Consider the following 14,207-nt stretch of genomic DNA (forward strand, 5'->3'; position numbering starts at 1 on the left):
CCGACCGGCAGCGTCCCTCACCGCACCGCAGCGCGAGGCGCACCGTCGTACGGCCGGACGCTCCCCCCACGCCGATCCCGCGCGCGTGGGGGTGCCGTCGCGTCTCCACCGGTCCGGGCCGACCGGTTCCCGCCGCCGGAAGGTGGCCCGGTACGCCGGGCCGGACCCGGGTACGACCCGCCCTGCCCCCGGACCCGCGCAGGACCTAGCGGACCAGGCCCCACCGGAAGCCGAGGGCCACCGCGTGTGCGCGGTCCGAGGCGCCGAGCTTCTTGAACAGGCGGCGGGCGTGGGTCTTGACCGTGTCCTCGGAGAGGAACAGCTCGCGGCCGATCTCCGCGTTCGAGCGGCCGTGGCTCATGCCCTCCAGGACCTGGATCTCACGCGCGGTGAGCGTGGGCGCGGCGCCCATCTCGGCCGAGCGCAGCCGGCGCGGGGCGAGCCGCCAGGTGGGGTCGGCGAGTGCCTGCGTCACCGTGGCCCGCAGCTCCGCGCGGGAGGCGTCCTTGTGCAGGTAGCCACGCGCGCCGGCGGCCACGGCGAGCGCCACGCCGTCGAGGTCCTCGGCGACGGTGAGCATGATGATGCGCGCGCCGGGGTCCGCGGACAGCAGGCGCCGGACCGTCTCGACGCCACCCAGTCCGGGCATGCGCACGTCCATGAGAATGAGGTCGGAGCGGTCGGCGCCCCAGCGGCGGAGGACTTCCTCGCCGTTGGCCGCCGTCGTCACGCGCTCGACGCCGGGCACGGTCGCCACCGCGCGGCGCAGCGCCTCTCGGGCAAGCGGGGAGTCGTCGCAGACGAGGACGGAAGTCATGGCCGTCCTCCGCAGCTGATGCGCGTCACCTTGAGCCTCCAGGCTGGTACGAAATCGTCACCTGTGCGGTCGACCGTCTCGGACGCCCGCCCGAGCGCTTGTGTTTTCAACCGCCTCCGCACTCTCAACGACGGTCACTCGAAAGAGTTACGGGGCCGTACGCCGCCTTCGGCACTCTACGTGAGGGAACGGACACAGCGCAGACATGAACGTCGGACCCTCAACTTTTCATCACAAGGTATGCCCCATTTAGCCCCTTTTCTTCCCGTTTACAGGTGTCTAGGGCTAGATTCGCAATGAGTCATATTTTCATCTCCTTAGATCGGAGATGTACGGTCGTTGGCACCGTATCCGCCACGAACGGCTACAAGGGGTCACGCAATGGCAGATTTCTCCCGCCTTCCCGGACCGAACGCGGATCTGTGGGACTGGCAGCTGCTGGCTGCCTGCCGCGGAGTGGACAGCTCGCTCTTCTTCCATCCCGAGGGCGAGCGCGGGGCGGCTCGGAGCGCTCGAGAGAACTCGGCCAAGGAGGTCTGCATGAGGTGCCCGGTCCGTGCGGAGTGCGCGGCACACGCCTTGGCGGTGCGCGAGCCGTACGGAGTGTGGGGCGGCCTGACCGAGGACGAGCGCGAAGAGCTCATGGGGCGGGCACGGAACCGGCTGGTGTCGGCGTCGTCGACCAGCGGGGACACCGCCTCGGACAACTGAAGGAACGTTTCTCCACATCCGGATGTCCGATCGCATCCAGCCATAGCAGGGCACGCGTACGCGTGCCCTCGCGTCACCCCTGTTCCCCTTGTCTCACCGGGCCCCGGCCCGCACCAGTTCCTCCAGCGTCGCCTCCACCGCCGGGACCTGCGCCAGGTCGGGCAGGGTGAGGGCGACGATCTCCCGCCGCACCGCCGGTTCCAGCTCCACGGTCCGCACCCCCCTGGGGCGTACGGACTCGATCGCGAGCTGGGGCAGGACCGCGACCCCGAGTCCCGCCCCCACCAGGCCGGCCACCGCCGGGTAGTCGTCGGTCGCGAAGTCGATGCGGGGCGTGAAGCCGGCGCCCTCGCACACCTGAACCAGCTGGCCGCGGCAGCGCGGGCAGCCCGCGATCCACGGCTCGTCCGCGAGCTCCCCGATGGCGACGGACCCCGCGCGGGCCAGCCGGTGCCCCTCGGGCACCAGCCCCACGAGCCGGTCGGTCAGCAGCGGCCGTACGACCAGGTCCTCCCACTCCTCGGCGCCCGTCGCACCCTTGTAGCGGAAGGCGAGCGCCACGTCGCAGTCGCCCTCGCGCAGCAGTTCGACGGACCGCGGCGGCTCGGCCTCCTCCAGGGACACGCGCGTGCCGGGGTGCGCGGCGCGCAGCGCGGCGAGCGCGGCCGGTACGAGAGTGGAGCTGCCGCTGGGGAAGGAGACGAGCCGTACGCGCCCGGCCCGCAGCCCGGCGATCGCGGCGACCTCCTCCTCGGCCGCGGTGAGCCCGGCGAGGATGGTGCCCGCGTGCCGTACGAGCGCCTCACCGGCCTGGGTCAGGCGCATCTCGCGGCCGGCCCGGACCAGCAGCGGGGTGCCGACGGACGCCTCCAGGGCCTTCATCTGCTGGCTGACGGCGGGCTGGGTGCAGCCCAGTTCGCGCCCCGCCGCCGAGAAGGAGCCGGTGGTGGCCACGGCGCGCAGCACACGGAGATGACGAGCCTCGATCACACCATCGAGCATAAGCGAATCTTTGGCGGTGCGCGGGATATCACGTCGACACTTTCATCCTCCGCCCCCTACCGTGCCCCCATGCATCTTCTGTCTGTGAACCTGGGCCGTCCTGGGGCCGTGCCGTACACCGACCAGCCCGAGGGCGTGACCGGCATCGACAAACGGCCGGTGGACGGGCCGGTGCGGGTGGCGGCGCCCGGGCCGAAGGGCGTCGGCGCGAGCGGGCTGGCCGGGGACGCGGTGTGCGACACGCGGCACCACGGCGGCGACGACCAGGCGGTGTACGCGATGGCGCGCGAGGACCTCGACGACTGGGAGCGCGAGCTGGGCCGGACGCTGGCCAACGGCGCGTTCGGCGAGAACCTCACCACGCGGGGCCTGGACATATCCGGCGCGCTCATCGGCGAGCGCTGGCGCATCGGCTCGCGGCTCGGCCCGTCGGTGCTCCTCGAGGTCACGTCCGGGCGGATTCCCTGCCGTACCTTCCAGGGCCATCTGGGAGAGAAGGGCTGGGTGAAGCGGTTCACCCGCAAGGGTGCCCCGGGCGCGTATCTGCGGGTGCTGGAGCCGGGCGAGATCCGGGCGGGCGACCCCGTCGAGATCGTGCACCGCCCGGACCACGACGTGACCGTGGCCCTGGAGTTCCGGGCCAGGACGACCGAGCGCCCGCTGCTGCCCCGGCTGCTCGCGGCCGGTACGGCGCTGCACCCGGAGTCGCTGGCGGCGGCACGGAAGTACACGCGCGCGTACACGGGCTGACCGCGCGTCACGGCCGCCGTCCTCCATCTGTCCGTCACCCGCCGGAAGGACCCGTGCGGAAATCGGAGCCGGACGCTCCGGACCACTAATCTTTCGGCATGACAACAGCTCTGATCACGGGATCGACCGCGGGCATCGGCGCCGCGTTCGCGCGGCGGCTGGCGGCCGACGGGCACAACCTCGTCCTGGTGGCGCGCGACACCAAGCGCCTGACGGAACAGGCGACCGAACTGCACGACCGGCACGGCATCGAGGCGGAGGTGCTGACGGCCGACCTGGCGACGGACGACGGCATCGACGCGGTCGCCGCCCGGCTGCGCAACCGCACGAACCCCGTGGACCTGCTGATCAACAACGCGGGCTTCGGCAACAAGGGCCGCTACCTCGACGTACCGATGAGCGACGAGCTCAGGATGATCAAGGTGCACATCGAGGCGGTGCTGCGGCTGACGTCGGCGGCGACGGAGGCGATGCGCGAGCGCGGCCGGGGCGGGGTGGTGAACGTGGCCTCGGTGGCGGCCTTCGTGCCGCGCGGCACCTACGGGGCGTCGAAGGCGTGGGTCGTGCAGTTCACCCAGGGTGTGGCGCGCGACCTGGCCGACAGCGGCGTACGGCTGATGGCGCTGTGCCCGGGTTTCGTCCGCACCGAGTTCCACCAGCGGGCCAGCATGGGCACGGACAACATCCCGAACTGGATGTGGCTGGACGCGGACAAACTGGTCGCGGCGGCGCTGGCGGACCTGGCCCGCGGCAAGACCCTGTCCATCCCGGACCCTCGCTACAAGGCGCTGATGGGCCTGGCGAAGGTGACGCCCCGCGGCCTGCTGGGCGGCGTCACGTCGAAGACGGGCCGCAAGTACGGCCCGCAGTGACCGTACGACCAGGCCGACGGTACGGAGGTGACGAAGGCGCCCCGGTGGGAAAATGGCCGTGACGGACAACCCCGACGGAAAACCGGACCGGGCAGGCCGGGGGACCGGAGGCGTGTCATGACCTTCGTACAGCTCATCGAGTGCAGGACGAGCCGGTTCGACGAGATGAACCGGCTGCTGGACACCTGGGTCGAGCAGACCGGGGGCAGGCGGACGGCGACGCACGCGGTCGTCGGCAAGGACCGGTCGGACGAAGCACACATCGTCGAGCTGGTGGAATTCCCGTCCTACGAGGAGGCGATGCGGAACTCGAACCTGCCGGAGACCGACGAGATCTTCCGAGGCCTGGTCGCCCTCTGCGACGAGATGCCCACCTTCACCGACCTGGACGTCGTACGCGACGAGCAGCTCCACGACGCCGTCGTACGCCGCTTCTACGACGCCCTGACGGCACCCGGCGAACTGTCCCCGCTCAACGGTCTGATCGACGAGGACTGCCACAGCCATGACCCCGTCAACCCCCAGGTCACCATCGGCCTGGACGCCGTCCGCCGCGACTTCCGCATGTGGCGCGACGCCTTCGACGCCACCTTCACCCTCGAGGACCTGATCCCCCAGGGCAACCGGGCCTGCACCCGCTGGACCTGGACGGCCACGCACCGGGGCGAGTTCCTCGGCATCGCCCCCACCGGCAAGCAGGTCACGATGACCGGCATGACCCTCTTCCACTTCGGCGACAACGGCAAAATAACGGAACTGTGGTGGCAGCACGACCAGTTGGGCCTGCTGCAACAGCTGGGAGCGCTGGAGGAGCTGGAGAGCTAGACCGGCGCCCTGCCTCACGGTGCCGGGCAGGTGCCGTCCGTGACGGAGATGGTCACCGAGTCGTAGCGCGTCGCCGTTTCGCGCTTCATGGCGTGGACGTGGACGCAGAAGGCGGCGTCCGTGCCCTCGGCCGTGACGGTGTAGTCGCCCTGTTCCGAACTACCGTTCGACAGGGCGGACTTCGGCTGCTTCGAGGCCGGGGTGACCGACAGCCCGTCCTGCACGCCGCGACCGTGCGCGACGATGCTGTCCCGCAGGACGTATTCGAAAGGGAGGAGGCTCCCCGGGCCGAACGTCGCTTCATGCGAGAGCTCGGCACTCGCCTCGGTGACGGCGGAACGCAGTTCGTCGCGGCCCCATGCCCCGGAGTCGGAGTTCTGGCCCTGGCGGTGGAGCCAGTACACGCCGCCGAAGGCCAGCAGCAGTGAGCCGACGATGAGGGCACGGCCCACGGGGTTGTGCGGGTTGTAGACGTAGCGGTTGGTGCCCCATCTGCTGCGGACGAACACGCGGTCCGCGTCGTCGCGGTCGTTGGTCATGCTCCCCGCCGGGAGTACACGTCCATGCCCATACCCGTGTTCATGTCCATGCCCATGCCGGTGTTCATGGAGGAAGTCAACCAGACGTCAGGTACGCCGACGCACCGGTGCCCGGCGCCCCGAGGGGGTGCCGGGCACCGTCGCTCAGCTCAGCGCGGCGATCAGTGGGCGTGGCCGTGGCCGTGGCCCGCTGCGGCCGGCTCTTCCTCTTCCTTCTTCTCGACGACCAGGGTCTCGGTCGTCAGCAGGAGGGAGGCGATGGAGGCGGCGTTCTCCAGGGCGGAGCGGGTGACCTTCACCGGGTCGATGACGCCGGCCTTGACCAGGTCGCCGTACTCGCCGGTGGCGGCGTTGTAGCCGCTGCCCTTCTCCAGCTCCGCCACCTTGGAGACGATGACGTAGCCCTCGAGGCCGGCGTTCTCGGCGATCCAGCGCAGCGGCTCGACGGCGGCGCGGCGGACGACCGCGACACCCGTGGCCTCGTCGCCGGTCTTGCCGAGGTTGCCCTCCAGGACCTTCACGGCGTGGACGAGCGCGGAGCCACCACCGGAGACGATGCCCTCCTCGACCGCGGCGCGGGTCGCGGAGATGGCGTCCTCCAGACGGTGCTTCTTCTCCTTCAGCTCCACCTCGGTGGCGGCGCCGACCTTGATCACGCACACGCCGCCGGCCAGCTTCGCGAGGCGCTCCTGGAGCTTCTCGCGGTCCCAGTCGGAGTCGGTGCTCTCGATCTCGGCCTTGATCTGCGCGACGCGGCCCTCCACGTCCTCCTTCTTGCCGGCGCCGTCGACGATCGTGGTGTCGTCCTTGGTGACGGTGACGCGACGGGCGGAGCCGAGGACGTCCAGACCGGCCTGGTCGAGCTTGAGGCCGACCTCCTCGGAGATGACGGTGGCGCCGGTGAGGACCGCCATGTCCTGCAGCATCGCCTTGCGGCGGTCGCCGAAGCCGGGAGCCTTGACCGCGGTGGCGTTGAACGTGCCGCGGATCTTGTTCACGACCAGGGTCGACAGGGCCTCGCCCTCGACGTCCTCGGCGATGATCAGCAGCGGCTTCGAGGCGTTCGCCTGGATGATCTTCTCGAGGAGCGGGAGCATGTCCGCGATGGCGGAGATCTTGCCCTGGTGGATCAGGATGTACGGGTCGTCGAGGACGGCCTCCATACGCTCCTGGTCCGTCACGAAGTACGGCGACAGGTAGCCCTTGTCGAAGGCCATGCCCTCGGTGAAGTCCAGCTCCAGACCGAAGGTGTTGGACTCCTCGACGGTGATGACACCGTCCTTGCCGACCTTGTCCATCGCCTCGGCGATGAGCTCGCCGACCTGCTGGTCCTGGGCGGACAGCGCGGCGACGGCGGCGATGTCGGACTTCTCGTCGATCGGGCGCGCCGAGGCGTGCAGGTCGTCGGAGACGGCCTTGACCGCGGCGTCGATGCCCTTCTTCAGGGCGGCCGGGGAGGCACCGGCGGCGACGTTCTTCAGGCCCTCGCGCACCAGCGCCTGGGCGAGCACGGTGGCGGTGGTGGTGCCGTCACCCGCGATGTCGTTGGTCTTGGTCGCCACCTCCTTCACCAGCTGGGCGCCGAGGTTCTCGTACGGGTCCTCGATCTCGACCTCGCGGGCGATGGTGACGCCGTCGTTGGTGATGGTGGGGGCGCCGAACTTCTTGTCGATGACGACGTTGCGGCCCTTGGGGCCGATCGTCACCTTGACCGTGTCGGCGAGCTTGTTGACGCCGCGCTCGAGGGCGCGACGGGCGTCCTCGTCGAACTTCAGGATCTTCGCCATGGCAGCGGGAGCCCTCTCGGAAATCTGGTGGAAAGACACTGCGCCCCGGGCGCCCGGCCTGTTATCGGTCGCGGGGGCCAGGGGCGCAGCTCATGGCAGGAATGCTGAGGTGACTTACTTCTCGATGATCGCGAGCACGTCGCGAGCCGAGAGAACGAGGTACTCCTCGTTGTTGTACTTCACCTCGGTGCCGCCGTACTTGCTGTAGAGCACGACGTCGCCGACCTTGACGTCGAGCGGAAGGCGGTTGCCGTCCTCGAAGCGGCCCGGGCCCACGGCCAGGACGACGCCCTCCTGGGGCTTCTCCTTGGCGGTGTCCGGGATGACCAGGCCAGAGGCCGTGGTCTGCTCGGCGTCCAGCGGCTGGACCACGATGCGGTCCTCGAGCGGCTTGATGGCAACCTTGGAGCTGGCGGTCGTCACGATCCGACCTCCCCCTTCGGAGATCTCACGGGGTTAACTGTCTGAGGTGGCGACCAGGTCGATCCGTCGTCGCGGGTGCCGGACCTGCCCGTCGCTTTGTTGGCACTCTCCAGGGGGGAGTGCCAGAGCCGAGACTATGACCGCGGTTAGCACTCGGTCAAGCGGAGTGCCAATTGCCTCGTGGCGCGTCGGCCGAGGGTTCGTTCTGATGTACGTCTGTGCAAGGTGCCGTTTCTTGCGGTGACCGTCCCTGGGGGCTGCGCCCCCAGACCCCCGCTTCGGCCTGGACGGCCTCGTCCTCAAGCTCCCCCGAGCTCTTCGAGCAGGGGGACCCCCAGGACGGGCTGGTTCTGCCGGCCTCGGCTGCAATGCGCCCGTAAGCCGGCTCAGAGGTAGTCCTGCAGGCGGCCCACCGTCAGACCCTCGCTCTGGATCTCGCGGAGCAAGCGCGTCGTGCGTTCGCGCAGCGACGGGCCCACGAGGTCGTCGTCCGAGGCGACCAGGAGGATGTCGCCGCGGCGCAGCTCGTGGGGGCCGTGGGTGAAGCGCAGGCCGGTGTCGGTCGTGGCGGCGCGCCACAGGACCACGGCCGAGACCCCGCAGTCGGCGGCGGCGCGCAGGGTCGTCGTGTCGTATCTGCCGTAGGGCGGCCGGAAGAGGCGGGGGCGGATGCCGAAGCGGGAGCGGAGTTTGTCGCGCTGACCGCAGATCTCGGCGCGCTGGCCGGCGTAGGGCAGGCCGCGCAGCGAGGGGTGGTCGAGGGTGTGGTTCTGCAGGTCCGCGCCGACCGACATCAGGTGCGCGAAGTGCCCGTACCCCGGCCCGACGATGCTGTCCGTGAGGAACATGCTGACCGGCAGCCGCAGTTCACGGACCATGTCGACGAACCGCGGATCCCTCTCCGCCCCGTCGTCGTAGGTGAGGAAGACGACCGGGTCGGACGTCCTGACGCGGTCCACGACCAGGGGCGGGCCGAGGGCCCGGGCGGTACCGGCGGTCCGCCGCGGACGGGCCGGCGGACTCGGCGGCGCGGGCAGCGGAGCCGCCAGGCCCCAGCGGCGGTACGGCGGCTCCGCCGCCGGACTGTGCGGCCGTACTCCCTGTGCCGCCTTCCGGCCGAGCCGCTCGATGGGGTCGACGGAGGTGGCACAGCCGGTCAGGCCGGCCAGCAGCGAGGCCGTGAGCAGGACCGCGGCCAGGCGGCCCGGCCGTACGGGCCGCAGCGTCACAGGTAGTCCTCCAGCCGGGCCACCGCGAACCCCTTGGCCGTCACATGGTTGAGGAACCGGCGCATGTCGTCGACCATCGTGCCGTTCCACTCGTTGCGGCCCCGGAAATGGGTGAGGACGATGTCCCCGGGGCGCAGCCGCTGGTCGTCCTCGCGGAACTCCCAGTGATCGACGTAGACCTCCTCGTTCCAGATCGGCGCGTACTCGATGCCGCAGGACTTGGCGGCGCGCAGGGTGTCCTGGTTGTAGTTGCCGTAGGGCGGGCGGAACACCTTCGGGCGCTTGCCGAACTCCTTCCGCATGACGTCCTGCATGCCGCAGATCTCGCGCCTCTGCTCCTCGTAGGACAGGCCCGGCAGGTACGGGTGGCGCAGGGTGTGGTTGTTGAGGGTGATCCCGGAGGCCTGCATCCTCCGGAAGTAGTCGTAGTCGTCCTCGATGAGGTAGTTGCTGAGGAACGCCGTGTACGGGACCTTCAGGTCGTTCATCATGCGCAGGAACGCGGGGTCCTTCTCCGAGCCGTCGTCGATGGTGAGGAAGACGACCTTGTCCTTGGTGGGGATCGTGGTGAAGACCGGGGGCAGGCCCCAGTCCTTCTGGTGGCCCACCTCGAAGCCCGGGCGGGCGGTGATCCTCGGTTTCGTGGCGGGCGGTGGCGGAGGCGTCAGCGGGACCTGCTCCAGGCCCCAGCGCTTGGCGGCCGCCGCCCGCTGCTCGTAGGAGGTGTGCAGGCGGTTGGCATAGGAGTCCAGGGCGCGGGCCGGGGGCGCCGGGAGGCGCTGCTGGCCGGGGGCCGGACTCACCTGTGTGCTCGACCGGGCACAGCCCGAGGTCAGGGCGGCGACGGCGAGAACCGCGAGCACGCCGCGGATCCCCGCCCTGCGAGACAAAGGCCCCCTGGGGCTCTTTTTGTCATTTTGTACTACTGGTCCCATGGCGCCGGATCCTCGCAGGCCGACGCCCGGAACCCGGGACGACACCGCGGCCTTGAGGCACACCATCCACCGGCCGGCCCACAATGAGCCGGTGAACGACCACCTCCACACCTTCGCCTCGCTGCTCACCCCCGAGGGCCGCGCCCTCCTGGACGAGGTGCGCGGCACCGACCCCGCCGACGAACTCGCCGTCGCCACCCGGCTGCGCCGCGAGCACCCCGCCGAGCTGGTGTCGGCGGCGCTCGGTCAGGCCCGGCTGCGGCAGCGGGCGGTGGCGAAGTTCGGGGCCGAGGACGCGGGGCGGATGTTCTTCACGCCGAACGGGGTGGAGCAGTCGACGCGGGCGAGCGTGGCGGCGTACCGGGCGGAACGGATGCGCGAACTGGGCGTGACCTCCGTCGCCGACCTGTGCTGCGGGATCGGCGGCGACGCGATCGCGCTGGCCCGCGCGGGGATCCGGGTCCTCGCCGTGGACCGGGACCCGCTGACGGTGGCCACGGCGCGGGCGAACGCGGAGGCCCTGGGACTCGCGGGCCTGATCGAGGTACTGGAGGCGGACGTGACGGAGGTGGACCCGTCGCCGTACGACGCCGTCTTCGTGGACCCGGCCCGCAGAGGCGGACGCGGCCGTATCTTCGACCCGGAGGCGTACTCGCCCCCGCTCTCCTGGGCCGTCGACACGGCCCTCGAAGCACCGCGCGCCGCCCTGAAGATCGCCCCCGGCATCCCGCACGAGGCGATCCCCCCGCAGGCCGAGGCCGAGTGGATCTCCGACGGCGGGGACGTGAAGGAGGCGGTGCTGTGGTTCGGCACCGAGCCGGGCCTGATCCGGGCCACCTTGCTCCCCGGCCCGCGCACCCTGCGCGCCCGCGGCCTGCCCGACCCCCGAGTCCGCACCCCGGGCCGCTACTTGTACGAACCGGACGGTGCGGTCATCCGCGCCCATCTCGTGGCCGAGGTCGCCGCGGACCTCGGCGGCGGCCTTCTCGACCCGTCCATCGCGTACATCACCGCCGACGAACTCCACCCCACCCCGTACGCCACCGCCTACGAGATCACCGACCAGCTCCCCTTCAACGCCAAGAAACTGAAGGCCCTGCTGCGCGAACGCGAGATCGGCACACTGACCGTGAAGAAGCGGGGCTCGGCGGTCGAACCGGAGGAACTGCGCCGCAAGGTCCTCCCCAAGCCGCAGGGAAGGAACACGGCAACCGTGTTCCTCACCCGCGTCGCGGGGGCGCCGACGATGCTGCTCGGGCACCCGGCGCGCTGACGCCCTCAGGCCGCGACGACGGCCTTGCCGATGGCGAAGCCCTTGGCCGGTCCCTCCGGGATCACCGCGTCGGTGCCGTAAGGAACGCGGTGCTCGTCGGTGTACTTCGCCTTCTTCGGGTCGGGGGACGTCAGAACGAGGACGGCCCCCTCGTCGTCGAAGTCGTCGACGATCACATATACCGGGATCCCCGCCCGGGCGTACTCACGACGCTTGCGGACACGGTCACGCTGGAGGTTCCGGTGTCCCGGCGAGGTGACCTCGATGACCATCCTCACCCCGGCGGCGTCGACGCCGAGGCCTTCCTCGTCGGGGATCTCGTCGAGATCGAGGGGGGCGACGAAGAGGTCGGGGATCCAGGGTTTGTGGCGGTGGATGACGTTGACGTCCTGGTGAGCTGCATACCCGCTGCGTGACAGATGGGCGTCGAGCGCCCGCCGAAGGCGGTTGATGAGCACGCCATGACGACGGCGACCGGTAGGCGACACCTCGATGGCCCCCTCGATGATCTCGGCGCGGTAGCCCTCGGGGAGATCCAGGGCCTTCCACGCCTGCCACAGGACCTCGTCCAGATCTGAACCCGGCTCGGGAACCGGCTCGTCTGCCACCACCGGGGCCACCTCTTCTGCGAGAGCGGTCATCGTTGAAGCACCTCCTCCTTCAAGTGTGGGCGGGAGCGCCACTACGGCACAAGCGACAGCCGTGACGCTACGGACGCGCAGCCCGCTGCGTGTCCTCATCCGTGCTGATCATCCGAACGGGTGGTGGGAGCGGTCACCGCAGCGACTCCCACAGTTCGCCCGCCTCCGGTTCCTGCGGCACCACCCGGTTGGGGTCGTACGGGGCCGTCACCACCGGCAGGGTCACCGTTTCCACGTTCTCGGCCGTCAGGCCCTTCAGGCTCCGGGCGAGGGTCGTCAGCTCGGCGAGCGAGTCCAGGCCGGTGTCCGTGGTCAGGCTGCCGGTGACCGCGTCGGCGACACGGTAGAGCCGGGCGGGGTCGTCCAGGAGGTCGGTGGAGGTGATCTCCTCCAGCATGGCCCTGATCAGCATCTGCTGCAGGCCTATGCGGCCGAGGTCGCTGCCGTCGCCTATGCCGTGCCGGGTGCGGGCGAGGGCGAGGGCCTGGGTGCCGTCCAGGTGGTGGGTGCCGGCCTCGAGGTGCAGGTGGCTCTTGTCGTCGTCGATGTCCTGCTCGGTGGTGACGGTGACCCCGCCGAGCGCGTCCACCAGCTTCGCGAAGCCGGAGAAGTCGATCTCGACGTAGTGGTCCATGCGGACGTCGGTGAGCGACTCGGCCGTCTTGACCGCGCACACCGGTCCGCCCACCGAGTAGGCGCTGTTGAACATCGCGCTGTACGCCGCCGCCGTCGAACCGCCGGAGGCCAGCGGGCAGGACGGGCGCGTCACCAGCGTGTCGCGCGGGATGCTCACCACGGTGGCCGAGGACCGGCCCGCGTCGATGTGCACGACCATCGCGGTGTCGGAGCGCGCGCCCTCGCTGTCGCCGCCGCCGAGCTCCTTGTTCTCCGTGCCGCTGCGCGAGTCCGAGCCCAGTACCAGGATGTTGAGGGCGCCGCTGGGCAGGGCGGATGCCTCGGCCGAGGGCGTCGTCCACGACCCGGGCGGGCGGTTGTCGCCGAGCGCGTTGTTGATGTCGACACCCTTGATGTTCCGGTTCAGGTGCCAGTACGCCCAGCCCGTCGCCGCGATGCCCAGCACCAGGGCGCCGGCCAGGGTCAGACCCACGGCCTTCAGCACCCCCGAGCGCGCCGGGCGCCCCGGGTCCGCCGGTCTGCCGGCCTCCCCGTTGTCCTCATGTCCCCTGTTGTTTCCCCTGTTGTGTCCCCTGTTGTGTCCCCTCACGGAGAGGAACATACGTCCGGGTCATGAGGAGCTCGTCAGGGGGAGGGCGACACAAGGCTTTTCTTCGGAAAATCTCATCTCCGAAAGTTTCGGCGCGACTTGGCGCCACGGCCTCACACCGCCGGCGCCGCCGTACTGCTGCGCACCACCAGGCTCGTGGCCAGCTCCACCCGGGTCGCCACCGGCGACTCCTCCTCGCGCCCGAGGTCCAGCACCAGCTTCGCCGCCGCCTCCGCCATCTCCGTCAGCGGCTGCCGTACGGTCGTCAGCGGCGGTCCCACCCAGCGCGCCACCGGCAGGTCGTCGAAGCCGACCACGCTCAGGTCCTCCGGAATGCGCAGCCCCAGCTCGCGTGCCGCCTCGTACAGGCCGAGCGCCTGCAGGTCGTTGCCCGCGAAGACGGCGGTCGGCCGGTCCTCCCGGCCCAGCAGCTTCAGGCCCAGCCGGTAGCCGGCCTCGTGATGGAAGTCGCCGGTCACGATCAGCGACGGGTCCACCGGCAGCTCCGCCGTCTCCAGCGCCGCCCGGTAGCCGTCGACCCGGGCGCGGCTGCACATCATCCGTGACGGCCCGCTGATCGCGCCGATACGAGTGTGCCCGAGCTCCACCAGATGCCGGGTCGCGGCCAGCCCGCCCTGCCAGTTGGTCGCGCCGATCGACGGAACGTCGGCACCCGGGTCACCGGCCGGGTCCATCACCACGAACGGGATGGAGCGGCTGGTCAGCAGCGCCCGCTGGGACTCGTCGAGCCCCGACAGCACCAGGATCACGCCGTGCGGGCGGCGGGCGGCGACCTGGTCGGCCCAGGTCCGCCCGGGGGTGAGCCGGCCCGCGCTCTCGGAGAGCACGACGCTCAGCCCCGCGTCCCGCGCCACGTTCTCCACACCCCGGATGACTTCCATCGCCCAGGCGCTCTCCAACTCGTGGAAGACCAGGTCGATCAGCGGCGAGCGGGTCGCCTCGGCCCGCCGACGCCGGTAGCCGTGGGCCCGCAGCAGCTCCTCGACACGGCTGCGGGTCGTCGGGGCGACATCGGCCCGCCCGTTGAGGACCTTCGAAACAGTCGGAGCCGACACACCGGCCTCGCGGGCGATCTCGGCGAGCGTGGCGGTCTGTGTTTCTGCGGGCTTCGGAGACTTCATGCGGGCGATCGTATCTCTGCGCGACCCCTTGACGAA

Annotated in this window: 15 protein-coding genes; 5 read left to right on the forward strand and 10 right to left on the reverse strand. The window is 70.6% G+C overall.

Annotated features, from left to right (window positions below):
* Positions 1-205: 205 nt before the first annotated feature.
* Complete coding sequence (locus tag ACX25U_RS14135; protein WP_003948568.1) at positions 206-817, reverse strand: response regulator transcription factor; 612 nt, start codon at positions 815-817, stop codon at positions 206-208.
* Between the two features lie 381 nt (positions 818-1,198).
* Between ACX25U_RS14135 and ACX25U_RS14140 the strand changes: the two genes are divergently transcribed.
* Positions 1,199-1,528 (forward strand): WhiB family transcriptional regulator, encoded by a 330-nt coding sequence (locus ACX25U_RS14140; RefSeq protein ID WP_358733963.1) that lies wholly within the window; start codon positions 1,199-1,201, stop codon positions 1,526-1,528.
* 93 nt (positions 1,529-1,621) lie between these two features.
* On the opposite strand, the gene ACX25U_RS14145 is transcribed toward ACX25U_RS14140, so the two are convergent.
* Positions 1,622-2,518 carry a LysR family transcriptional regulator gene (locus ACX25U_RS14145; RefSeq protein ID WP_454392111.1) on the reverse strand — a complete coding sequence of 299 codons (897 nt, stop codon included), beginning with the start codon at positions 2,516-2,518 and terminating at the stop codon, positions 1,622-1,624.
* A gap of 81 nt (positions 2,519-2,599) precedes the next feature.
* Here ACX25U_RS14145 and ACX25U_RS14150 point away from each other — a divergent pair, with 81 nt between their 5' ends.
* From ACX25U_RS14150 to ACX25U_RS14160, 3 genes are all read left to right on the forward strand, one after another.
* Entirely contained in the window at positions 2,600-3,280 is a 681-nt protein-coding gene (locus ACX25U_RS14150; protein WP_454392113.1) for an MOSC domain-containing protein, read from the forward strand.
* 98 nt (positions 3,281-3,378) lie between these two features.
* Positions 3,379-4,152, forward strand: a complete 774-nt coding sequence (locus ACX25U_RS14155) for an SDR family NAD(P)-dependent oxidoreductase (RefSeq protein ID WP_454392115.1) — start codon at positions 3,379-3,381, stop codon at positions 4,150-4,152.
* 117 nt (positions 4,153-4,269) lie between these two features.
* Positions 4,270-4,977 carry an ester cyclase gene (locus tag ACX25U_RS14160; RefSeq protein WP_454392117.1) on the forward strand — a complete coding sequence of 236 codons (708 nt, stop codon included), beginning with the start codon at positions 4,270-4,272 and terminating at the stop codon, positions 4,975-4,977.
* Positions 4,978-4,991: 14 nt separating this feature from the next.
* On the opposite strand, the gene ACX25U_RS14165 is transcribed toward ACX25U_RS14160, so the two are convergent.
* The 5 genes from ACX25U_RS14165 to ACX25U_RS14185 form a co-directional block, all read right to left on the reverse strand.
* Positions 4,992-5,516 carry a hypothetical protein gene (locus tag ACX25U_RS14165; RefSeq protein ID WP_454392119.1) on the reverse strand — a complete coding sequence of 175 codons (525 nt, stop codon included), beginning with the start codon at positions 5,514-5,516 and terminating at the stop codon, positions 4,992-4,994.
* Between the two features lie 161 nt (positions 5,517-5,677).
* A complete protein-coding gene (gene groL, locus ACX25U_RS14170; RefSeq protein WP_454392120.1) occupies positions 5,678-7,303 on the reverse strand; it encodes a chaperonin GroEL in 1,626 nt (541 codons plus the stop codon).
* A gap of 114 nt (positions 7,304-7,417) precedes the next feature.
* The gene (gene groES, locus ACX25U_RS14175) at positions 7,418-7,726 is read right to left on the reverse strand and encodes a co-chaperone GroES (RefSeq protein WP_009190181.1); all 309 of its coding nucleotides are present in this window, start codon (positions 7,724-7,726) and stop codon (positions 7,418-7,420) included.
* A gap of 386 nt (positions 7,727-8,112) precedes the next feature.
* Positions 8,113-8,955, reverse strand: a complete 843-nt coding sequence (locus tag ACX25U_RS14180; protein ID WP_454392122.1) for a polysaccharide deacetylase family protein — start codon at positions 8,953-8,955, stop codon at positions 8,113-8,115.
* The gene (locus ACX25U_RS14185) at positions 8,952-9,890 is read right to left on the reverse strand and encodes a polysaccharide deacetylase family protein (RefSeq protein ID WP_454392124.1); all 939 of its coding nucleotides are present in this window, start codon (positions 9,888-9,890) and stop codon (positions 8,952-8,954) included. The genes ACX25U_RS14180 and ACX25U_RS14185 overlap by 4 nt, the downstream gene beginning before the upstream one ends.
* A 91-nt stretch (positions 9,891-9,981) precedes the next feature.
* Between ACX25U_RS14185 and ACX25U_RS14190 the strand changes: the two genes are divergently transcribed.
* Positions 9,982-11,163 carry a THUMP-like domain-containing protein gene (locus ACX25U_RS14190; protein ID WP_454392126.1) on the forward strand — a complete coding sequence of 394 codons (1,182 nt, stop codon included), beginning with the start codon at positions 9,982-9,984 and terminating at the stop codon, positions 11,161-11,163.
* 5 nt (positions 11,164-11,168) lie between these two features.
* Here the strand turns inward: ACX25U_RS14190 and ACX25U_RS14195 are convergent, their stop codons facing one another.
* From ACX25U_RS14195 to ACX25U_RS14205, 3 genes are all read right to left on the reverse strand, one after another.
* The gene (locus ACX25U_RS14195; RefSeq protein WP_454392128.1) at positions 11,169-11,804 is read right to left on the reverse strand and encodes a Uma2 family endonuclease; all 636 of its coding nucleotides are present in this window, start codon (positions 11,802-11,804) and stop codon (positions 11,169-11,171) included.
* Between the two features lie 133 nt (positions 11,805-11,937).
* Positions 11,938-13,041, reverse strand: coding sequence for an LCP family protein (locus ACX25U_RS14200; RefSeq protein ID WP_454392130.1), 1,104 nt, complete (start codon positions 13,039-13,041; stop codon positions 11,938-11,940).
* Between the two features lie 101 nt (positions 13,042-13,142).
* Positions 13,143-14,171 carry a LacI family DNA-binding transcriptional regulator gene (locus ACX25U_RS14205; protein ID WP_454392132.1) on the reverse strand — a complete coding sequence of 343 codons (1,029 nt, stop codon included), beginning with the start codon at positions 14,169-14,171 and terminating at the stop codon, positions 13,143-13,145.
* Positions 14,172-14,207 lie beyond the last annotated feature (36 nt).

The sequence above is a fragment of the Streptomyces sp. JNUCC 63 genome (assembly GCF_054366325.1).